This window comes from Clostridiales bacterium (assembly GCA_025757645.1).
In the GTDB taxonomy this organism is placed as follows: Bacteria; Bacillota; Clostridia; order Oscillospirales; family Oscillospiraceae; genus CAG-103.
Map to the genome: position 1 here is coordinate 751995 of CP107216.1, position 20211 is coordinate 772205.

General features: G+C 64.3%; 19 protein-coding genes. 11 read left to right on the forward strand and 8 right to left on the reverse strand.

What is annotated here, in order from left to right; all coding sequences use genetic code 11:
• From prmA to OGM61_03515, 3 genes are all read right to left on the reverse strand, one after another.
• Complete coding sequence (gene prmA / locus OGM61_03505; protein ID UYI85149.1) at nt 1–927, reverse strand: 50S ribosomal protein L11 methyltransferase; 927 nt, start codon at nt 925–927, stop codon at nt 1–3.
• A 123-nt stretch (nt 928–1050) separates the two neighbouring features.
• Nucleotides 1051–1596, reverse strand: coding sequence for a ribosome-associated translation inhibitor RaiA (raiA, locus tag OGM61_03510; GenBank protein ID UYI85150.1), 546 nt, complete (start codon nt 1594–1596; stop codon nt 1051–1053).
• A 147-nt stretch (nt 1597–1743) separates the two neighbouring features.
• Nucleotides 1744–2133, reverse strand: a complete 390-nt coding sequence (locus OGM61_03515; GenBank protein UYI85151.1) for a thioesterase family protein — start codon at nt 2131–2133, stop codon at nt 1744–1746.
• Nucleotides 2134–2405: 272 nt separating this feature from the next.
• Here OGM61_03515 and OGM61_03520 point away from each other — a divergent pair, with 272 nt between their 5' ends.
• The 9 genes from OGM61_03520 to OGM61_03560 all read left to right on the forward strand — a co-directional run bounded on the left by OGM61_03520 (nt 2406) and on the right by OGM61_03560 (nt 11697).
• A complete protein-coding gene (locus OGM61_03520; protein UYI85152.1) occupies nt 2406–3806 on the forward strand; it encodes a glycine--tRNA ligase in 1401 nt (466 codons plus the stop codon).
• 3 nt (nt 3807–3809) lie between these two features.
• On the forward strand, nt 3810–4196 hold the full coding sequence (locus tag OGM61_03525) for a hypothetical protein (GenBank protein UYI85153.1): 387 nt from the start codon (nt 3810–3812) through the stop codon (nt 4194–4196).
• 18 nt (nt 4197–4214) lie between these two features.
• Entirely contained in the window at nt 4215–6113 is a 1899-nt protein-coding gene (locus tag OGM61_03530; protein UYI85154.1) for an NAD(+) synthase, read from the forward strand.
• A 137-nt stretch (nt 6114–6250) separates the two neighbouring features.
• The gene (locus tag OGM61_03535; protein ID UYI85155.1) at nt 6251–6847 is read left to right on the forward strand and encodes an ECF transporter S component; all 597 of its coding nucleotides are present in this window, start codon (nt 6251–6253) and stop codon (nt 6845–6847) included.
• A gap of 1 nt (nt 6848) precedes the next feature.
• Nucleotides 6849–7622, forward strand: a complete 774-nt coding sequence (locus tag OGM61_03540; protein ID UYI85156.1) for a type III pantothenate kinase — start codon at nt 6849–6851, stop codon at nt 7620–7622.
• 160 nt (nt 7623–7782) lie between these two features.
• Nucleotides 7783–9375 (forward strand): cardiolipin synthase, encoded by a 1593-nt coding sequence (gene cls / locus OGM61_03545; GenBank protein UYI85157.1) that lies wholly within the window; start codon nt 7783–7785, stop codon nt 9373–9375.
• Nucleotides 9376–9406: 31 nt separating this feature from the next.
• The gene (locus OGM61_03550; protein ID UYI85158.1) at nt 9407–9958 is read left to right on the forward strand and encodes a DJ-1/PfpI family protein; all 552 of its coding nucleotides are present in this window, start codon (nt 9407–9409) and stop codon (nt 9956–9958) included.
• A 64-nt stretch (nt 9959–10022) separates the two neighbouring features.
• Nucleotides 10023–10610, forward strand: a complete 588-nt coding sequence (locus OGM61_03555; protein ID UYI85159.1) for a helix-turn-helix domain-containing protein — start codon at nt 10023–10025, stop codon at nt 10608–10610.
• Between the two features lie 199 nt (nt 10611–10809).
• Entirely contained in the window at nt 10810–11697 is an 888-nt protein-coding gene (locus OGM61_03560) for a DegV family protein (protein UYI85160.1), read from the forward strand.
• 107 nt (nt 11698–11804) lie between these two features.
• Here the strand turns inward: OGM61_03560 and OGM61_03565 are convergent, their stop codons facing one another.
• Nucleotides 11805–13256: a polysaccharide deacetylase gene (locus OGM61_03565; GenBank protein ID UYI85161.1), complete on the reverse strand. Its 1452-nt coding sequence runs from the start codon at nt 13254–13256 to the stop codon at nt 11805–11807.
• 135 nt (nt 13257–13391) lie between these two features.
• Complete coding sequence (locus OGM61_03570; GenBank protein UYI85162.1) at nt 13392–13703, reverse strand: hypothetical protein; 312 nt, start codon at nt 13701–13703, stop codon at nt 13392–13394.
• A 171-nt stretch (nt 13704–13874) separates the two neighbouring features.
• Between OGM61_03570 and OGM61_03575 the strand changes: the two genes are divergently transcribed.
• Both OGM61_03575 and OGM61_03580 read left to right on the forward strand, forming a co-directional pair.
• A complete protein-coding gene (locus OGM61_03575; protein ID UYI85163.1) occupies nt 13875–14786 on the forward strand; it encodes an AEC family transporter in 912 nt (303 codons plus the stop codon).
• Between the two features lie 236 nt (nt 14787–15022).
• A complete protein-coding gene (locus OGM61_03580) occupies nt 15023–15805 on the forward strand; it encodes a PrsW family glutamic-type intramembrane protease (GenBank protein UYI85164.1) in 783 nt (260 codons plus the stop codon).
• 54 nt (nt 15806–15859) lie between these two features.
• Here the strand turns inward: OGM61_03580 and OGM61_03585 are convergent, their stop codons facing one another.
• The 3 genes from OGM61_03585 to dnaK all read right to left on the reverse strand — a co-directional run bounded on the left by OGM61_03585 (nt 15860) and on the right by dnaK (nt 20178).
• Nucleotides 15860–16897 carry an A/G-specific adenine glycosylase gene (locus OGM61_03585; GenBank protein ID UYI85165.1) on the reverse strand — a complete coding sequence of 346 codons (1038 nt, stop codon included), beginning with the start codon at nt 16895–16897 and terminating at the stop codon, nt 15860–15862.
• Nucleotides 16898–17043: 146 nt separating this feature from the next.
• Nucleotides 17044–18198, reverse strand: coding sequence for a molecular chaperone DnaJ (gene dnaJ, locus OGM61_03590; GenBank protein ID UYI85166.1), 1155 nt, complete (start codon nt 18196–18198; stop codon nt 17044–17046).
• A gap of 114 nt (nt 18199–18312) precedes the next feature.
• Nucleotides 18313–20178 (reverse strand): molecular chaperone DnaK, encoded by a 1866-nt coding sequence (dnaK, locus tag OGM61_03595; GenBank protein ID UYI85167.1) that lies wholly within the window; start codon nt 20176–20178, stop codon nt 18313–18315.
• Nucleotides 20179–20211: the final 33 nt, after the last annotated feature.

A 20211-nucleotide genomic window follows, 5' to 3' on the forward strand; every position in this document is an offset into this window, starting at 1 on the left:
TCACGCCAGCACAGCCGTGAAGCAGTGCCACTCCTCGAGCGTGTCGTGCGCCGTGACGGTGAAGCCCGCGCGCGTGAGCGCGGCGGCCACCTCGTCCTCGCGCCCGTCGATGATGCCCGAGCACACGAACGTGCCGCCCGGGGCGAGAAACGCCGGGGCGAGCGCGGCCAGCGGGATGATGACGTCGGCCACGATGTTCGCCAGCACGATATCATATCCCGTGCCGAGACGGCGGCGCAGACCGGCGTCGGCAAGAATGTCGCCCGCGCAGACGGTGAACTTGTCGTCATAAAACCCGTTGAGCGCAGCGTTGGCTGCCGCGACCTCCGGGGCTTTGGGGTCAATGTCGCAGCCGGTGACGTGCGCGCAGCCGAGCAGCAGCGCGCCGATGCCGAGAATGCCGCTGCCGCAGCCGAGGTCGAGCACCGTCTTGTCCACGCCGGCGCAGTGCTCGAGCGCGGCGAGGCACATGCGCGTCGTGGCGTGGCTGCCCGTGCCGAAGATGAGGCCGGGGTCGAGCCGCAGCGGCAGGCGGCCGTCCGCCGGCGCGTCGAGCCACTCGGGCACGACGACGAGCCGTTCGCCTGTCTCGATTGGCTGATAGTACTGCCGCCAGTTATTTTCCCAGTCGCTGTCGCGCACGGTTGCGGTCGTCAGCTCACGGCCGATACCGGCGCGGATGGCGGCCAGCTGCGCGCGGCCGTCGTCATCGTCGGCAAGGTAAAACTTGATGCGCGACACGCCGCGAAACTGCGCCTCGAGCGCGTCGTCCACATAGTCCCAGTACTGATGGTTCTGCTCCAAAAACTGCTGAAAATCCGTCTCATCCTCCACGACCATGCCGCCCGCGCCCAGCTCGGCCAGCTGCGCGCAGACGTCGTCGATCTCGTCGCTGCGGGTGGGGACGGACACTTCGATCCATTGCATTGGGCATTGCCTCCTTTGTGCGTTTTCCTGCGCCGATGATAGCACAGCGGGGCCGGGAATGCAAGAACGCGAAAAAGGTCCCTGCGGCAATGCCGCAGGGACCTTATGGGATCGGGATGCTGCTTACTCCGCTTCGTCGGAGATGAGGCCGTAGCCGCCGTTTTTGCGCCGGTAAACGACCGACACGGCGCCGTCGGCCGCGACATCGCGAAAGACGAAGAACGTGTGCTCGAGCAGGTCCATCTGCAAGATCGCTTCCTCGACGCTCATGGGCTTGATGGGGAAGCGCTTGCGGCGCACGACCTCGAACGCACCGGCCTCGACCGTGTCGTCCGCGGGGACGTACTCCGGCTGCACCTCGCGCTCAAACGCGCCCTCGCGCAGCTTTTTGGCCAGGCGGGTCTTGTTCTTGCGGATCTGGCGCTCGATCGTCGCCACGGCGGAGTCGACGGAGGCGTACATATCGCTCGTCGTCTCGTGGGCGCGGAAGAACGTGCCGTTGTTCTTGATCGTGATCTCGGCCGTGAAGCGGCCGCGCTCCGTGCTGAAGGTGACGTTTGCCTCGCTTTCGGTGCGGAAGAGCCGGTCGATCTTGCTGACCTTTTTCTCCGCGTACGCACGCAGGGAATCGGACGGGGCCATTTTCTTTTCGATGAACGTGAACTTCATAAAACGCCACTCCTTTCAGGTTTTCCACTCCGGGTCGCCCCGGATCTGTTGACTACAGTGTAACCGGTTTTGCGGCAAAAAGAAAGGGACATTTTGTGAATCTTTTTCCATGACCGCATCGCCGGTCGTCTTGGCGTTGGCCGGGCCTCAGCCCTTCTTGGCCTCTGCCTTGGCGAGGAACTTGTCCGCCATGATGAGAAAGCGCTCGTGCGTGCCCTGACCGATCGGGCCGGCGTCATCCTCCGCCGTGACGCGGAACACGAGGCGGCGGCGGTCGACCTCAACGAGCTCGGCCCTGGCCGTGACGTGCATGCCAACGGGCGTCGCTGCGTCGTGCGACACGTCGAGCTTCGTGCCGACGCTGCTCTGGCCTTCCTCCAGGCCATCGGCAATGGCGTTGCAGGCGGCGTTTTCCATCAGGGCGATCATATACGGCGTGGCGAACACCGGCAGCGCGCCGGAGCCGACCGCGGCCGCGGTATTTTCAGGCGTCACGACGGTCGAAGCAGTGCCGACGGCGCCAACGGAAATGGACATCGGAAATCTCTCCTTTACCTTTATGAGTACCCCCGGCTGACGGCTGGGGGTAAGGGTAGTTTAACATGGATTCCGGAAGAACGCAACCCAAATTGCGCGCCCGCGCCCGGCCCGTGTTAACGTTGTGTCATTCCTTGCAGGACGGTGGGCGCGGTGCTATAATATAAAATTGTCCGATCGGGCCATTTCCGGCCGGGCGCGTCCCGCCGAAGCCATCGGCGGAGATCATTTGGCTTCCGCCATCGCCATTGGCGGAGCAGGGAGGAAAAACAATGAAAAACACCGAAAAAACCATGGACAAGATCGTCGCTCTGTGCAAGAACCGCGGCTTTGTGTACCCCGGCTCCGAGATCTACGGCGGCCTCGCCAACTCCTGGGACTACGGCCCGCTCGGCGTGGAGCTGAAAAACAACGTCAAGCGCGCCTGGTGGCAGAAGTTCGTGCAGGAAAACCCCTACAATGTCGGGCTCGACTCCGCCATCCTCATGAACCCGCAGGTCTGGGTGGCTTCCGGCCACGTGACGACGTTCAATGACCCGCTCATCGACTGCAAGTCCTGCAAGATGCGCCACCGCGCCGACAAGCTCATCGAGGGCTGGCTGGCCGAGAACCCCATGCCCGACGTGAACGTCGAGGCCATGACCAACGACGAGATGGTCGCCTTCATCCGCGAGCAGAAGATCCCCTGCCCGGGCTGCGGCAAGAGCGACTTTACCGATATCCGCAAATTCAACCTCATGTTCAAGACCCACCAGGGTGTGACCGAGGACACGGCCGCCGAGGTGTATCTGCGCCCCGAGACCGCGCAGGGCATTTTCGTCAACTTCAAGAACATCCAGCGCACGACGCGCCGCAAGATCCCGTTCGGCGTCTGCCAGATCGGCAAGAGCTTCCGCAACGAGATCACGCCGGGCAACTTCATCTTCCGCATCCGCGAGTTCGAGCAGATGGAGCTCGAGTTCTTCTGCGAGCCGGACACTGACCTTGCGTGGTTCGACTACTGGCGCAGCTTCTGCCACGAGTGGCTCAAGGGCCTGAATATGCACGATGAGAACCTCCGCCTGCGCGACCACGAGAAGGAGGAGCTGAGCTTCTACTCCAAGGCCACGACCGACTTTGAGTATCTGTTCCCGTTCGGCTGGGGCGAGCTCTGGGGCGTCGCCGACCGCACGAATTACGACCTGACCCAGCACCAGAAGTTCTCCGGTCAGGACATGGACTATTTCGACCAGGAGAAAAACGAGCACTACATCCCCTACGTCATCGAGCCGTCGCTCGGCGCGGACCGCGTGACGCTCGCCTTCCTGTGCGAGGCGTATGACGAGGAGGTCGTGGACGCGGCCAAGAACGACACCCGCGTCGTCATGCACTTCCACCCGGCGCTCGCGCCGTTCAAGTGCGCGGTGCTGCCGCTGTCGAAAAAGCTCTCCGAGCCCGCGACCGAGCTCTACCACAAGCTGCAAAAGCGCTTCATGTGCGACTATGACGAGGCAGGCTCGATCGGCAAGCGCTACCGCCGCCAGGACGAGATCGGCACGCCGTACTGCGTGACGTTCGACTTTGAGTCCGCAGAGGACGGCTGCGTGACCGTGCGCGACCGCGACTCCATGCAGCAGGAGCGCATCCCCATGGAGCAGCTCGAGGACTACATCGCCGCGCGCATCCGGTTTTAAACCATGCCGAAGATCGTCCCGCCGCCGGACCCGACCGTGAAGGAAGAGCCCGGCGCGCAGATCGCCCGCTGGCTCGGGCCCGTGGGCGGCGGCTTCGTGCTGCTGCTGTCGGTGCTGATGATCGTGTTTTGCCTCACGCGGGGCGCAAATCCCGTGCCGGGCTACACCCCGCCGCACGACAGCGAGTACTACGCCCAGCACCTCGACGAGCTTGCGCAGGAGCTCAATGAAAATGTCCTGCCCGTGCTCGACGAGACCGCGCACGCCGAGGTGGGGGAGGACACCGTCACCGTCACGGCGTCGGAAAAGGAATACGTGCCCGTGCGCGGCGCGGTGCTGAAGTTTTACGATGCGGCGCTCTTTACATTTGAAAAAGCAAATCAGAATTAGAGAAAAGGAAGAATCAACATGAAACACGGATTTATCAAGGTTGCAGCGGCTGCTCCCGAGATCCGGGTAGCAGATCCGATGTTCAATGCGGATGCCGTCATCCGCGCCATGGACGAGCACGCACGCCTCGGCGTGAAGGTGCTCGTGTTCCCGGAGCTGACGCTCACGGGCGCTACCTGCGGCGATCTGTTCTACCAGAACACCCTGCTCGCAGGCGCGGCGGCCGCGCTCGAAAAGGTCGTCCAGGCGTCCGAGGGCAAGGACATGCTCGTGTTCGTCGGCTTGCCGGTCGCGCAGGGCGCGAAGGTGTATGACGCGGCGGCTGCCGTGTGCAACGGTGAGCTGCTCGGCGTCGTGCCGGCCAGCTGCCCGGGCGACAAGCACTTTGCCCTGCCCGGCGCGCTGCTCGACGACATTCAGATCGGCTCGCTCGGCCCGGTCGATTTCCACCCGCAGCAGCTGTTCCAGCACAGCGCAGTCAGCGAGCTGAACGTCGCCGTGCTCGTCGGCGCGGACGTGTCCGCCCCGGTGTCCCCGGCCGTGCGCCACGCGCTCGCCGGTGCGACCGTGCTCGTCGAGATGGCGGGCTTCCCGATGGCGACGGACTCCGCCTGCCGCGTGACCACCGCCGCGCGCGCCGAGAGCGCGAAGCTGCACGCCGGCGTCGTGCTGGCGGCTCCCGGCTTCGGCGAGTCGAGCACCGACGCGACGTATTCCGGCCTGTGCCTCGTCGCCGAGGACGGCAAGGTGCTCGAGAGCGCCGAGGACGGCTGCTCCGACGTCGTGACGGAGCTGGACGTGCAGCTGCTCATCGCCGCGCGCCGCAAGGACGCGACCTTCACCGGCGATGCTGCGTCCTACGTCGTCACCGAGTGGGGCGAGGGCGTGGAGGAGACCGTACTCACCCGCCCGTTCGGCAAGTACCCCTACCGTCCGGACGACCCGGCCGATTACCACGCCGCGGCCAAGCGCCTGCTGCACATGCAGGCAGCCAGCCTCGTGCGCCGCATGCAGTATGCCAATCTCAAGCACCCGGTCGTCGGCATTTCCGGCGGCGTGGACTCCACGCTCGCCGTCATCATCTGCGCCGAGGCCGTGAAGATGATGGGCCTGCCGGCCGACTACGTCACCGCCGTGACCATGCCGTGCTTCGGCACGACCGATCGCACGAAATCCAACGCCATCATCGTGTCCGAGCAGCTCGGCGCGACCGTGCGCGTCATCGACATCGGCGAGAGCGTCATGCAGCACTTCAAGGACATCGGCCACGACCCCGAAAACCGCAACGTCGTGTACGAAAACTCGCAGGCGCGCGAGCGCACCCAGATCCTCATGGACGTGGCCAACGGCTTTGCCGACGGCGGCATCCATGTCGGCACGGAGGACATGAGCGAGTTTGCCGACGGCTGGTGCACCTACAACGGCGACCACATCTCCATGTACGACGTCAACGCCGGCTCGACCAAGACCATGGTGCAGATGGTCGTGCGCTACGTCGCCGAGACGACGGACGACAAAGTGCTCGCCAAGGCCCTGCTCGACGTGCTCGACACGCCGGTCAGCCCCGAGCTGCTGCCCCCGACGCGCAACGGCGAGATCGCCCAGAAGAGCGAGGACTCCGTCGGCCCGTACAACCTCCAGGACTTCTTCCTGTACTACCTGGTCGATCACGGCTTCGCGCCCGAGAAGGTGCTGCGCCTGGCCGACATCGCCTACGGCGACGAGTTTGACCATGCGACGCTCAAAAAGTGGCTGCGCAGCTACTGCCGTCGCCTCTTCAGCCAGCAGTTCAAGCGCTCCTGCCTGCAGGACGGCCCGACGCTCAACGGCTTCAGCTTCTCGCCGCGCACCGGCTTCAGCATGCCGTCCGACGGGTCGGATGCCCTGTATCTGGCGACCGTGGATGCGCTGAAGTGATCCCGTCATAAAATTTTGTCATGGGCGGACGTGCAAACTTTGCGCGTCCGCTCTTGATTTTTTGTGCCGGATTGGGTAAGATACTCCTGCGCTATATCCCGCCCGGAGCGGGAACAGCAGCTTAGGAGGTATAAAAAATGAACAACAGCAATGGTAAGACCCGGCGTCTGGCTGGGCTTGCACTCTTCACCGCCATCGTCGTCGTGCTGCAGCTGCTCGGCAGCTTCATTAAGGTCGGCCCGTTCGCCGTGTCGCTCGTGCTGATCCCGATCGTGGTCGGCGCAGCCGTTTACGGCGTCAGCGCCGGCGCGTGGCTCGGCTTCGTGTTTGGCGTCGTCGTCACGATCGCCGTCGTCACCGGCGCCGATCAGGGCGGCTACATCATGTTTTCCGCGCGCCCGGTCATGACCGTGCTCGTCTGCCTCATCAAGGGCACGGCGGCAGGTTATGTGGCCGGTCTGCTCTATCGCGCCATCGGCAAAAAGCACCCGCTCGCGGGCGTCATCGTCGCGGCCGCGGCCGCCCCGGTCGTCAACACCGGGCTGTTCGTGCTCGCCATGGTGCTGTTTTATCAGCCGCAGCTGCAGGCATGGGCCGGCGGCACGGCTGTGGCAACGTATGTCGTTACGGGTCTCGTGGGCGTGAACTTCCTGCTCGAGCTGGGCGTGAACCTCGTCCTGAGCCCGACCATCACCCGGCTGATCGCGGCCGGCAAGAAAGGCCCGGTGGACTGATATGCTGCTGGCTCTGGACGTTGGCAATACGAATATTGTGATCGGTTTTCTCGACGAGTCCGGCATCCGCAACATTGCCCGTCTGGAGACCGACCGCGACAAGACCGCGCACGAGTACGCCATCTCGCTGCGGCAGGTGATCGAGTTTTCCGGCATCGCGCCGGAGAACATCGACGGCGCGATTTTGTCGTCCGTCGTGCCGCCGATCAACGGCGCGCTCATCGCCGCCGTGCGCATGATCGCGGGCATCCGCCCGCTCGTCGTCGGCCCCGGCATGAAAACGGGGCTGAACATCGCGCTCGACAATCCCGCCACCATGGGCAGCGACCTCGTCGTCGGCGCGGCCGCCGCGCTGGCCATCCACGACCCGCCGCTGATCATCATCGACATGGGCACGGCCACGACCATGACCGTCATCGACCGTGAGGCGCGCGTGCTCGGCGGGGCGATCATCCCCGGCGTGGGCATCTCGCTCGAGGCGCTCGCAAACGGCACGTCGCAGTTGCCGCACATCTCGCTCGACGCGCCGAAAAAGTGCATCAGCACCGACACGGTCGAGGCCATGCGCTCCGGCAGCGTCTACGGCACGGCGGCCATGCTCGACGGCATGATCGAGCGCATGGAGGCCGAGCTCGGCGAGCCCGCCGCCGTCATTGCGACCGGCGGCCTCGGCGGCTGCATCATCCCGTACTGCCGGCGCGAGATCACATACGACAAGAACCTGCTGCTCAACGGCCTGTGGGCCCTGTATCAGAAAAACAAGCGCAAGCGTTAAGTGCGCGCACCGACGCGGCGGCGTCACGGAGCTGTTTCCGTGACGCCGCTGTTGTTTTCCCGCCGCGGCGCGCCGCAGGAAAATCGACCGGAATGTCCCTTGACCGTTTCCGTGATTTCGGATATGATAGATAGATAACAACACGAAAGGAGGTGCGCGCGTGCGCAAAGACTGGTTTGAGGACGACAATGAGATCCGCCTGCTGCACCGCGGCAAGCGCCGGCTGCTCGACATTGTGTTCGGCCGTACGATGGTCATCACGCTGCTGCTCGTGCTGCAGATCGCCATCATGGTGCTCGGCGCGCACTATCTCGGCCGCTACTACCCCGCGCTGACGATCGTTTTGCGCGTGATGAGCGTCGCGGTCATCATCTACCTCGTCAACAAGTCCGGCAGCGCGACGACGAAGATCACCTGGATCATCCTCGTCATGGCGCTGCCCGCGTTCGGCGTGCTGCTGTACCTGTTCGTGCAGCTCGATATCGGCCACCGCTACGCCAACCGCCGCGTGCAGGAGAGCATCCTGAGCACCGTGCAGTACGTCCCGCGCCAGACCGAGCTCATGGCCCGCCTGCGCACCGAGCTGCCCGAGGTGCACAACCTCGCCGAGTACACGCTGCGCTCCGGCGACTACCCCGTGTATGAAAACACTGCCGTCACCTACTACCCCATGGGGCAGGACAAGATCGGCGCGCTCATCGAGGCGCTGCAGTCGGCCGAGCACTTCATTTTCCTTGAATATTTCATCATCGAGGAGGGCGACGTCTGGGGCCGCATCCTGAAGATCCTGGAGGAGCGGGTGCGCGCCGGCGTCGAGGTGCGCGTGCTCTATGACGGCACGTGCACGTTCTACCGCCTGCCGTACGGCTATCCCAAGCGCATGGAGGCGCTGGGCATCCGCTGCAAGATGTTCGCGCCGCTGCGCCCGCTCGTGAGCACGTATTACAACAACCGCGACCACCGCAAGATCGCCGTCATCGACGGGCGCGTCGGCTTCACCGGCGGCGTGAACCTCGCCGATGAATATGCCAATCTCGTGAGCGTCTACGGCGTGTGGAAGGACACGGCCGTGCGTCTCGAGGGCGAGGCCGTGCGCTCGCTCACGCTCATGTTCCTGCAGATGTGGGGCATGGACGAGCGCGAGCCGGACACCGATTCCTACGGCCGCTATCTCAATGTGCCCCTGCGCCCGCTGCCGGGCGCGGGCGGCTACGTCCTGCCGTATGCCGACAGCCCGCTCGACGACGAGCGTGTGGGCGAGTGCGTATATCTCGACATTCTCAACCACGCCGAGCGCTATGTGCGCATCTTCACGCCGTACCTCATCCTCGACGAGACGATGGTCATGGCGCTCACGTTCGCGGCCAAGCGCGGCGTGGACGTGGAGCTCATTTTGCCGCACGTGCCGGACAAGAAGTTCGCCTTCGCCCTCGCCAAGGGGCACTACCGCGAGCTGCTCGACGCCGGGGTGAAGATCTATGAGTATACGCCCGGCTTCGTGCACGCGAAGGTGTTCGTCAGCGACGACCGCAAGGCCGTCGTCGGCACGATCAACCTCGATTACCGCAGTCTGTACCTGCACTTTGAGGACGCGGTGTATCTCTATGACTGCCCGTGTATCAAGGACATCGTGGCGGATTTTGACGCCACACGCGCCCAGTCGCAGATCGTCACGCACGGCGACCTCGCGCGCATCCCGCTGCACACGCGCATCGCGGCCGCGCTGCTGAAGCTTGTCGCGCCGCTTATGTAAGCGGTTGTTTGAAGGAAAGGGGAACATCATCATGTCAAAATGCTATCTGCTGTTTGCCGAGGGGTTTGAGGAGTGCGAGGGTCTCGTCACGCTCGACATCCTCCGCCGAGCCGGCCTGGAGGCATACACGGTGTCCATTCAGGACGCACACACCGTCGTCGGCGCGCACGGCGTGCCCATCACGTGCGACCGCACGCTGCCGGAGCTGCTGGCAGCGCCGCCGGAGCTTGTCGTGCTCCCGGGCGGCATGCCGGGCACGACGAATCTGGCCAAGAGCCCGGCCGTGGAGGCGCTCGTGCGCCGCACGCTCGAGCACGGCGGCCGCGCGGCCGCCATCTGCGCCGCGCCGAGCGTGCTCGCGCAGTACGGCCTGCTCGCCGGACGGCGCGCCACGTGCTACCCCGGCTTTGAGAACCGGTGTACCGGCGCGCACATGGTCGATGCCGACGTCGTTACCGACGGGCCGATCACGACCGGCCGCGCCCTCGGCGCAGCGATGGCGTTCGCGCTCGAGCTCGTGCGCCTGCTCACCGACGAGCAGACCGCCGCGCGCACGGCCGAGGAGATCGTCTGGCGCACGTGACGGTTGACAACGCGCGCGCAAGTGCGTAAAATAGACAGGATAAAACCATCGTGAGGTCGCCGTCATGGATGAACTGAAACTCATCTTCGCCAGCAACCTGATCCGCCTGCGCACGGCCGCGGGCATGACGCAGGCCGAGCTCGGCGAACAACTGAATTATTCGGACAAGTCGATCTCCAAGTGGGAGCGCGGCGAGGCCATTCCCGACGCGGCCGTGCTCAAGCGCATGAGCGAGATCTTCGGCGTCACGGTCGATTATCTGCTCGACGAGCACGATGCCTGGCAGCCGGCACCCGATCCCGCCGACGTGCGCGACCGCAGCCACGCCTCCATCATTCAGGTCGCTCTCACGGGCATCGTCACGCTGGCGGTGCTGGTGTTTGTGGTGCTGTGGCTGTGGCTGGGCAAGGTGGAGTGGGTCGTGTTTCCCTGCTTCGTGCCGGCGGCGCTCATTACGTATCTTGTGCTCAACAGCGTGTTTTTTAACGGACGGGGAAACCTTTATGTCGTGCTCGGCCTTGTGGCGAGCGTGTTCGCCGTGGGCTACCTCGTGCTGCTGCGCTTCGGGATGAATTTCTGGCAGCTTTTCCTCATCCTCATCCCGGCGGAGGCCGTCGTGTATTTCAGTTTCAACATCCGCGCAAAGCATTGATATTGCAGACATTCTATGATTTGTAGAGTGCGTCTTTCGGGGCGTAGAGCAGGGCAGGGCCGTGTTCTACGCCCCGGTTCCATTTTGTAGGTTGCGCAATGCCGGCACGGCAGGTATGATACCACCATATTCATGTTGAGAAGGAATCACACCTGCCCGCCCGACGGGCAAATCGAAGGATGCAAAGGAGACCGACAAAATGGCCGATTTCGTACTGAGCTGCTGCTCCACCGCCGACCTGACCAAGGAGCATTTCCAGCAGCGTGACATTTCGTATATCTGCTTCCACTATGCGCTCGACGGCGTGGATTACCCGGACGATCTGGGCGAGACGATGCCGTTTGACAAGTTTTACGCCGCCATGGCAAACGGCGCCGAGACGCGCACCTCTCAGGTGAACATCTCGGAGTTCGTGGACTATTTCACCCCGTTTCTCGAGCAGGGCAAGGACATTCTGCACGTCTGCCTGTCCTCGGGCCTGTCCGGCGTGTCGAACTCGGCGGAGAACGCTGCGCGCATCGTCCGCGAGCGCTATCCCGACCGGAAGATCTACATCGTTGACTCGCTCGGCGCGTCCTCGGGCTACGGCCTGCTGATGGACCGCCTGGCTGACCTGCGCGACGAGGGCGTGTCCATCGACGGCGTGCGCGACTGGGCCGAGGCGCACAAGCTGGAGCTGCACCACTGGTTCTTCTCCACGGACCTGACGTTCTATGTCAAGGGCGGCCGCATCTCGAAGGTGGCCGGCGTGTTCGGCGGTCTGCTGGATATCTGCCCGCTGCTGAACATGGATAACCTCGGCCGGCTCATCCCGCGCTCCAAGATCCGCGGCAAGAAGCGCGTCATGAAAGAGATCGTTGCCCGCATGGAAGAGCATGCGCAGGGCGGCCTCGACTACTCCGGCAAGTGCTACATCTCGCAGTCGGCGTGCTATGACGACGCGCGCGCCGTGGCCGACGAGATCGAAAAGAAGTTCCCGAAGCTCAACGGGAAGGTCGAGATCTACAGCGTCGGTACCACCATCGGCAGCCATACCGGCCCGGGCACCGTGGCCCTGTTCTTCTGGGGCGACGAGCGCAAGGACTGATTGGTCGATAAATTCCCCCCTTTATTTTTCCCATCCCAAACAAAATCCCCTGACCGTTTGGTCAGGGGATTTTGTCGTGTTTGGGCTGGAACTTGCGGCGCTGCCGGTCAGATCTTCGGCACGGGCGTCGGGCGGGCATCGTCCCAGACAGTCTTGGTATCGAACAGGTCGTCGAGCAGATTCGACTGGTAGTACATCCGGTAGCCGTCGATGTTGCGCCGGCCCTGACGGACATACCCGTCGTGGATCTGCACCCAGTGCTCGGCCGAGTCCACGTTGCAGAAATAGCGGAAGCCCAGGCCGTAGAGCGTGTCAAACTTTGCGCCCTTGTAGGCCTCCACGCCGGCAATGTCGCTGCCGAAGGGGTAGAGCAGCACGTCGGTCTCGCCGATGACGGCCGCAATCTGATCGTTCCACTTCTGCGCGTCGCTGGCCAGACGCTCGGGCGAAATGTCGCCGTAGGTCAGGTGGCCGTAGCTGTGGCTGGCGATCGTGTAGCCCTCGGCGCGCAGGGCGTCGGCCACGGCGCGCGCGTCCGTGCACGCCTGCGCAAAGGCCTCGTCGCCGAGCTTTTCCTTATAATCATTGCTGATGCGGTAGCCGAACGCGCCCTGATACCCGGTCACGGCGATGGTCGCGCGCGCGCCGCGATAGGAAAAGTCCGGGTGCTGGTCCAGGAAATCATCCAGCAGCGGCACGAGGTCGTAGCTGCCGTAGAGCGTCTGGCCGTCGGCGTCTACGTATTCGCACGTGAGCTTGCCGTCTTTCACCAGCAGGCGCGAGGCAAAGCCGTCGCCGCCTTTGTCGGGCTTGCCGTCGCTGTCGCTGTCGGTCATATATTCGTAGTAGCACACGTCGTCCTGCGATAGGACGATGGGCTTTTTCCCGGCGGGGAGGTAGATGTCGCCTGCGACGTATTTCGTCGAGCCGTCGGCCTGCTGCTGCGGCCCGGCGACGTCGTGGATGTCCACGAGCACGAAGCCCCGCTCGTACAGGCTCTGCAGCACGGCGTTGAACTCCTTGATCGTGGCCATGAACTGGTTGTAGCCGCCCTGCTCGGGGTCGCCGTCAAAGGCGCGGGCAGTGTCCGCGATGAGCGTGTGGAAAAAGATGTGCGGAATGGTCGTGGGGTCAGCGTAGCGCACGGCCTGCGCCTTCTGCGCCTCAAAATCGGCCTTGGCCTGCTGCAGCTCCGGCACGTTCTCCCACCCGGCAAAGCCCGTCACGGCGGCGATGGCCTTGTCATAGTCATACTGCGCGGCGAGGTGCTTCGCCTCCGCGAGCACGGTGTCCTGCTCCGTGACCTGCGCGGTGGGCGTGGCCTGCGCGGCGGGATCGTTTTTGGGCGCGCGGTCATGCCGGCTCACGAGCACGAGCACCAGCACGGCCACCAGCACGATCACGACCAGCACGGCCGCGAACACCAGCGTCGACTGGCTCGGGCCGCGGCGCTGCGGCGCGCGGCGTCTGGCCGGGCGCGGCCGGTCGGCCGCGTCCGGCTTCGGCGTGTGTGCATCGCTGTCGGGCCGCGGGGTGCGGCGGGGGTCGGTTGTCTGCATACGAAGTCACCTCCGGGAGACCATTCGGTTTCCGAAAATCTGTTAATTACTGCCTTTACTATACGCGCTCCGGCGGGCATTTTGCAAGCGTGCGCGTAAAATTCAGAATTGTTAAGGATCGCGCCCGGCCGGTTGTTACCCGGCGGGCGTGATGTCTTTGAGCGTGCCTTTGTTCGTGATCTGGCTGTAGGAGAACGACAGGTGGAACGTGCCGTCCGGCTGCGTCTCAACGACGGCAAGCTGGTCGGCCGAGCACTTGACGTGCAGCGCCGTGCCGCCCTTCGTCACGGTCAGCAGACCGCCGTCGTCGGTCGCGGCGTACTGGTCGATGGTGTAGTCCCCAGTGCCGGACACGCGGTTCATCCCCACGAAGCCGCCGTAGGTCAGCAGACCCAGAATGGCGACGATGACGATGATGCGGATAATGGTGATGACGGTTTTCTTCATGCGCACACCCCCTTTCCTGCCAGTGTAACAGGCCGGGCGGCATTTGGCAAGTACCCGTTGAGAATTCCGCTTTACAAGACACGATGTCTGGCATATACTATTCTAAACTGGGTAGGCAGCACCATGCGCCGCCCGACGAGAGAATCCGAGAAAAGAGAGAAAAAGAGAAAAATGAATCTGTCCGTTGTTTTTGCCAAGATGGCCATGCTGGTTCTCATCATGCTCCTTGGCTACCTTTGTGCGCGCATCGGCATCACAGGGCCGGAGTTTAATAAGCGCGTGACGCCGCTGGTGATGAACGTCCTGCTCACGGCGACGATCCTCAATTCCGTGCTGAGCGTGCCGGATTTCACCGGCCGCGACATTGTCGATTACGTCCTCGTGCTGACGGCTGCGACCGTTTTGCAGATCGCCGCGGCGTGGTTTCTGCCGCGGCTGCTGCGCACACGCGGCGAGGACGTGGGTGCGACGCGGCTCGTGACGGCGTTTGGCAACGTGGGCTTTGTGGGCCTGCCCGTCGTCGCGGCGATCTTTGGCGATGAGATGGTCTTTTTCGCCTCGCTGGCGAACATCCCGTTCAACCTCGCGCTCTATTCCATCGGCGCGGCGCAGCTCTCTGGCGGCGCGGGCGCGCGCTTCGACTGGCGCAAGGTGCTCAATATGCCCGTCATTGCGACGCTGCTGTCGGTCGTGCTGCTGCTCTCGCGCATCCATGTGCCCGCCGTCATTGCCGACACGATCTCCACGCTCGCGGGCGCGACGATCCCGCTGTCGATGCTCATCATCGGCACGTCGCTCGGCGCGATCTCCGTGCGCGCCGCGCTCGCCGACTGGCGGGTCTACGTGGTGTCGGCGGTGCGGCTGCTCGTGTGCCCACTGCTGACGTGGTTGGTGCTGCGGCCGTTTGTCAGCGGCGCGCTGCTCGGCATTCCGGTGCTTCTCGCGGCGTGCCCGTCGGCCATGGTCGTCACGGCGCTGTGTCTGCAGTATGACCGGTCGGATGCGTTCGCGTCCAAGTGCATTTTTCTCAATACGATCCTGTCCGCCGTGACGATCCCGCTGCTGATCTGGCTGCTGTTCTGACCGGCGCGTGGGTGCTTTTTTCGCTGGTATTGTGCCCCTTGACTCCCTTGTGCAAAGGGAGCTGGCAGCCGTCAGACTGACTGAGGGATTGATAAATCGGCCCTTGCATGGATTTGTATTTACAACCCCTCCGTCAAAAATCTTCGATTTTGCCACTGCCCCTTGCACAGGGGAGGCATTGCCGAACGGCAATGTAGAATCCTACTCCCGCATATTCCTGATCGGAGGTTTTCCCCATGATCGATCCTTTGATGTTCATTGCGCTGCTGCCGGCCGTTGTGCTGGTGGTGTATATCTACCGAAAGGACCGCACGGACAAAGAGCCGCCGGCCCTGCTCGCCAAGCTCCTGGGCTACGGCGCGCTCTCGTGCCTGCCGGCCATCGTGGTCGAGCTCATCCTCAGCGCCGTCATCGAGCGGCTGAACGTGCGTAATGTCTACCTCGGCTATTTTCTCGAGGCGTTCGTCGTCGCGGGCCTGACGGAGGAGACGTGCAAGTTCCTCTTCCTGCGCACGACGTGGCGCAGCCCGGCGTTCGACTATCAGTTTGACGCCATTGTCTACGCCGTCATGGTCGCGCTCGGTTTCGCCGCGTTCGAGAACGTGAAGTACGTCTACAGCTATGGCTTCGCCACCGGCCTCGTGCGCGCGGTCACGGCCGTGCCCGGCCACGCGATCTTCGGCGTGTTTATGGGTTATTTCTACGGCTATGCCAAGCTCTCCGACTACTGGGGGCGCGATGAGGACAGGAAGGCCTACCTTGCGCTGAGCGTCGTCGTGCCGATACTGCTGCACGGGTGCTACGACTTTCTGGCTTTCGCGCAGGAGGGCGACAGCCGCTTCACGCTGCTGTTTTATGCGTATCTGATCGCGCTGTACGTGTTCGGCATCCGGCGCGTGAACCGCTCGTCACGCGACGACCGCCGCGTCACGCGCGAGACGGTGTTTGACTATTTCCGCCGCATGCAGTACCCCCTGCCGCCGCAGTACCGCGACCGGAACGACGACTTCTGGCGCTGAGCGGCGAGCAAATGCAAAGCCGCCCCTGTCGAACATGACAGGGGCGGCTTTTTGTTATTCTGCGTCCACAAACTGCCGGAACGCCGTCGGCAGCGAGATCTCCTCGCGCAGCTCGTCCGGCGTGGCCCAATGGTAGCGCGGCGGCATGGCCGAGCACTCGAGCGTGTAGCAGCGCATCGTCCAGACGATGTGCGTGAAGATGTGCCTGCCGTCGCGCGCGCTGCGCAGCCGCACATCGCCGAGGCCCTGCCCGCTGGCGTATTCGCCCGCCTGCCGCTCGTCGAGCAGGCCCGGCGTGTTCGGCAGCTCCCAGAGCCCGGCGAGCAGGCCGTGCTCCGGCCGCCGCTCGACGGCGAGCCGGTCGCCGCAGCGCAGGCAGAACACGGTGTAGTCCTCGGCGCGCTTGGCGCGCTTCGGCGCCTTGACCGGCAGGGCAGCCGCCGTGCCGTGCGCACGGGCGAGACACAGCGCTGCGATGGGGCAGACCTCGCACTGCGGCGCGCGGTTCGGGCCGCAGACGGTCGCGCCGAGCTCCATGAGCGCCTGCGTGAAGTCGCCGCAGTGCCCGGCGGGGTAGCACGCGCTCAGCGCCGCGGTGAGCGCGGCCTTGTGCGCGGCGGAGTCGATGGGCGTCGCGTCGTCGAGCACGCGCGCGCACACGCGCAGCACATTGCCGTCCACGGCGGCGGCCGGCCGCTCAAAGCAGATCGAGGCGATCGCCCCGGCCGTGTATGGGCCGATGCCCGGCAGGGCCAGCAGATCCTCCACCGTGTCGGGCCAGACGCCGCCGCGCGCCGCGACCTCCTGCGCGCAGGCCTGCGCCTTGCGCGCGCGGTTATAGTACCCCAGCCCCTCCCAGAGCTTGAGCAGCTGCGCTTCCGGCAGCGCCGCGAGCGCGAACACGTCCGGCGCGGCCGCGAGAAAGCGCGCGTAGTACCCGCGCACGGCCTCGACGCGCGTCTGCTGCAGCATGATCTCTGAGAGCCACACGTGGTACGGTTCGCGGTCGGCGCGCCAGGGCAGCGTGCGTGCGTGCGCCTGAAACCAGACGAGCAGCGGCTGTACCGTCTGGGAAAGTCTGTGCGTGTCCATGGCTGCACCTCCCGAAAAAAAGTCTGCGCCCATTATAGCAGAAATCCCGCGGCGCGCAAAGCCCGTATTTGCCCGCCGCATTGCCCCAGTGGTGCGCAAAAAACCGGCCGCAGTGTGCACTGCGGCCGGCTTTCTATGTTATTTACTCAGCGTTTTTTCTTGCTGCCGAAGATGCCGCTGCGTCCCTCGCTGACCGATTCGTTCATCGCGTCGGCATAGGCGCGCAGGCGCTCCTTCTGCTCGGATGTCATGTTCTTCGGCACGGTGACCGTGATCGTGACGAACTGGTCGCCGCGGCCGCCGCCCTTGCTCTGCAGGTACGGGATGCCCTTGCCGCGCAGACGGAACACACTGCCCGGCTGCGTCCCCTCGGGGATGGTGAGCTTGACGCGGCCGTCGATGGTCGGCACCTCGATCTCAGCGCCGAGCGCGGCCTGCGCGAACGACACCGGCATCTCCATGAGCACGGAGTTGCCGTCGCGCTCGAAGAGCGGGTGCGGCTTGACAAAGACCGTGATGAGCAGATCGCCCGCCGGCCCGCCGTCCAGCCCGGCGTTGCCCTTGCCGCGCAGATTCAGCGTCTGCCCGTCGTCGATGCCGGCCGGGATCTTGACCTTGATGGTCTGATTCTTGCGCACGGCGCCGCGGCCGCCGCAGCGCGGACACGGCTGGTGGATGATCTTGCCGTGGCCGCCGCACTTCTTGCACGCGCCGCTGGTCTGCACCACGCCGAACGGGGTGCGCTGCGTGGTGCGCACGCTGCCGGTGCCCTTGCAGTCCGGGCAGACCTCCGGCGTCGTGCCGGGGGCGCAGCCGGTGCCCTTGCAGTCCGGACACTGCTCGACGCGGCCGACGTTGATCTCCTTCTCGCAGCCGAACGCCGCCTCTTCAAAGGTGATATTCAGGCGCACGCGCAGGTTTTCGCCCCGGCGCGGGCCGCTGCGCTGGGTCTGTCCGCCGCCGAAGCCGCCGCCGAAGATATCCCCGAAGATATCCCCGAAGCCGCCGCCGAAAATGTCGTCAAAGCCGCCGAAGCCGCCGAAACCGGCGCCGCCGGGGCCGCCGGCGGACGGGTCGAACGCCGCATGGCCGAACTGGTCATACTTCGCGCGCTTGTCGGGATCGGACAGCACCTCGTAGGCCTCGTTGATCTCCTTGAAGCGCTCCTCGCATTCCTTATCGCCCGGATGCAGATCCGGGTGGTTGGCCTTGGCCAGCTTGCGGTAGGCTTTTTTGATCTCGTCCTCGGATGCACCCTTTTCGACACCGAGCACTTCATAATAATCTCGTTTTTCAGCCATACATGAACCTCAACTGTCTATGGATTCCCCCCGCGCGGGGGTCAGAAAGCTCCAAATGCGGGCGCGCTTGTTCGGCGCGCCCGCTTTGCTTTGCCCGTGACGGGGGCGGGGTGTTTACTTCTTGTCGTCGTCAACGACGGTGTAGTCCGCGTCGTAGTACTGCTGGCCGTCGCTGCCCTTGGAGCAGTCGCCGCTCTGGCAGTTCGGGTCACAGCCCGGGTTTGCGCCCGGCTGGCCGCCCTGCGGGTTGGCCTGCTGGTACATCTTCTCGCTGAGCTTGTAGAACACCTGCGTCAGCGCCTCGGTCGCGGCCTTGATGGCTGCGGTGTCGCTGCCCTTGAGGGTCTCCTTGAGCTCGTTGAGCTTGCTCTCAACCTCGGCCTTCTCGGCCGCGTCGACCTTGTCGCCCAGCTCCTCGAGCGTGCGCTCGGTCTGGTAGACCATCTGGTCGCCCTGGTTGCGGGTGTCGATCTCTTCCTTGCGCTTGGCGTCCTCGGCGGCGTACTGCTCCGCCTCACGGACGGCCTTCTCCACGTCCTCCTTGGACATGTTGGTCGAGGAGGTGATGGTGATGTGCTGCTCCTTGCCGGTGCCGAGGTCCTTGGCGGAGACGTTCACGATGCCGTTGGCGTCGATGTCGAACGTGACCTCGATCTGCGGCACGCCGCGGCGGGCCGGGGCGATGCCGTCGAGCTGGAAGCGGCCGAGGCTCTTGTTGTAAGCGGCCATCTCACGCTCGCCCTGCAGGACGTTGACCTCAACGGAGGTCTGGTTGTCGGCCGCGGTGGAGAACACCTGGCTCTTCTTGGTTGGGATGGTGGTGTTGCGCTCGATGAGCTTCGTGAACACGCCGCCGAGGGTCTCGATGCCGAGGGACAGCGGGGTCACGTCGAGCAGGACCACGCCCGCGACGTCGCCGCCGAGCACGCCGCCCTGGATGGCAGCGCCGTCAGCCACGCACTCATCGGGGTTGATGCCCTTGAAGCCTTCCTTGCCGGTGAGCTTCTTGACCATTTCCTGCACGGCCGGGACACGGCTGGAGCCGCCGACGAGCAGGACCTTCGTCAGGTCGGACGCGCTGATGCCGGCGTCGCTCATGGCCTGGCGCACCGGGCCTGCGGTCTTTTCGACGAGGTGGGCGGTCAGCTCATTGAACTTGGCGCGCGTGAGCGTCACGTCCAGGTGCTTCGGGCCGGTCGCGTCCGCCGTGATGTACGGCAGGTTGATGTTCGTGCTCGTCACGCCGGACAGCTCGATCTTCGCCTTCTCGGCAGCTTCCTTCAGGCGCTGCATGGCCACGCGGTCGCCCGAGAGGTCGATGCCTTCGCTCTTCTTGAACTCCTGCACGAGGTAGTTGGTGATGCACTGGTCAAAGTCATCGCCGCCGAGGCGGTTGTTGCCGGCCGTGGCCAGCACTTCGATGACGCCGTCGCCGATCTCCAGCACGGAGACGTCGAACGTGCCGCCGCCGAGGTCGTAGACCATGATCTTCTGGTCGGTCTCCTTATCGAGGCCGTAGGCCAGCGCGGCCGCCGTCGGCTCGTTGATGATACGCTTGACGTCGAGGCCGGCGATCTTGCCGGCGTCCTTCGTCGCCTGGCGCTGCGCGTCGGTGAAGTAGGCCGGCACGGTGATGACGGCTTCGGTCACGGGCTCGCCAAGGTAAGCTTCTGCATCAGCCTTCAGCTTCTGCAGGATCATGGCGCTGATTTCCTGCGGGGTGTACTTCTTGCCGTCGATCTCTACTTTATAATCCGAGCCCATCTCGCGCTTGATCGAGCTGATCGTGCGGTCCGGGTTCGTGACGGCCTGACGCTTTGCCACCTGGCCGACCATACGCTCGCCGGTCTTGGAGAACGCGACGACGGACGGGGTGGTGCGATGACCTTCCGCGTTGGGGATAACGGTCGCTTCGCCGCCCTCCATGACGGAGACGCAGCTATTGGTAGTGCCAAGGTCGATACCGATAATTTTACTCATAATGATTTCCTCCTGTATTGAAAGCAGATTGTG

What these genes read in the sequence shown, in the direction of transcription:
- prmA (UYI85149.1), bottom strand. Translation starts at nt 927, where the DNA reads ATGCAATGGATCGAAGTGTCCGTCCCCACCCGCAGCGACGAGATCGAC.
- raiA (UYI85150.1), bottom strand. Translation starts at nt 1,596, where the DNA reads ATGAAGTTCACGTTCATCGAAAAGAAAATGGCCCCGTCCGATTCCCTG.
- OGM61_03515 (UYI85151.1), bottom strand. Translation starts at nt 2,133, where the DNA reads ATGTCCATTTCCGTTGGCGCCGTCGGCACTGCTTCGACCGTCGTGACG.
- OGM61_03520 (UYI85152.1), top strand. Translation starts at nt 2,406, where the DNA reads ATGAAAAACACCGAAAAAACCATGGACAAGATCGTCGCTCTGTGCAAG.
- OGM61_03525 (UYI85153.1), top strand. Translation starts at nt 3,810, where the DNA reads ATGCCGAAGATCGTCCCGCCGCCGGACCCGACCGTGAAGGAAGAGCCC.
- OGM61_03530 (UYI85154.1), top strand. Translation starts at nt 4,215, where the DNA reads ATGAAACACGGATTTATCAAGGTTGCAGCGGCTGCTCCCGAGATCCGG.
- OGM61_03535 (UYI85155.1), top strand. Translation starts at nt 6,251, where the DNA reads ATGAACAACAGCAATGGTAAGACCCGGCGTCTGGCTGGGCTTGCACTC.
- OGM61_03540 (UYI85156.1), top strand. Translation starts at nt 6,849, where the DNA reads ATGCTGCTGGCTCTGGACGTTGGCAATACGAATATTGTGATCGGTTTT.
- OGM61_03550 (UYI85158.1), top strand. Translation starts at nt 9,407, where the DNA reads ATGTCAAAATGCTATCTGCTGTTTGCCGAGGGGTTTGAGGAGTGCGAG.
- OGM61_03555 (UYI85159.1), top strand. Translation starts at nt 10,023, where the DNA reads ATGGATGAACTGAAACTCATCTTCGCCAGCAACCTGATCCGCCTGCGC.
- OGM61_03560 (UYI85160.1), top strand. Translation starts at nt 10,810, where the DNA reads ATGGCCGATTTCGTACTGAGCTGCTGCTCCACCGCCGACCTGACCAAG.
- OGM61_03565 (UYI85161.1), bottom strand. Translation starts at nt 13,256, where the DNA reads ATGCAGACAACCGACCCCCGCCGCACCCCGCGGCCCGACAGCGATGCA.
- OGM61_03570 (UYI85162.1), bottom strand. Translation starts at nt 13,703, where the DNA reads ATGAAGAAAACCGTCATCACCATTATCCGCATCATCGTCATCGTCGCC.
- OGM61_03575 (UYI85163.1), top strand. Translation starts at nt 13,875, where the DNA reads ATGAATCTGTCCGTTGTTTTTGCCAAGATGGCCATGCTGGTTCTCATC.
- OGM61_03580 (UYI85164.1), top strand. Translation starts at nt 15,023, where the DNA reads ATGATCGATCCTTTGATGTTCATTGCGCTGCTGCCGGCCGTTGTGCTG.
- OGM61_03585 (UYI85165.1), bottom strand. Translation starts at nt 16,897, where the DNA reads ATGGACACGCACAGACTTTCCCAGACGGTACAGCCGCTGCTCGTCTGG.
- dnaJ (UYI85166.1), bottom strand. Translation starts at nt 18,198, where the DNA reads ATGGCTGAAAAACGAGATTATTATGAAGTGCTCGGTGTCGAAAAGGGT.
- dnaK (UYI85167.1), bottom strand. Translation starts at nt 20,178, where the DNA reads ATGAGTAAAATTATCGGTATCGACCTTGGCACTACCAATAGCTGCGTC.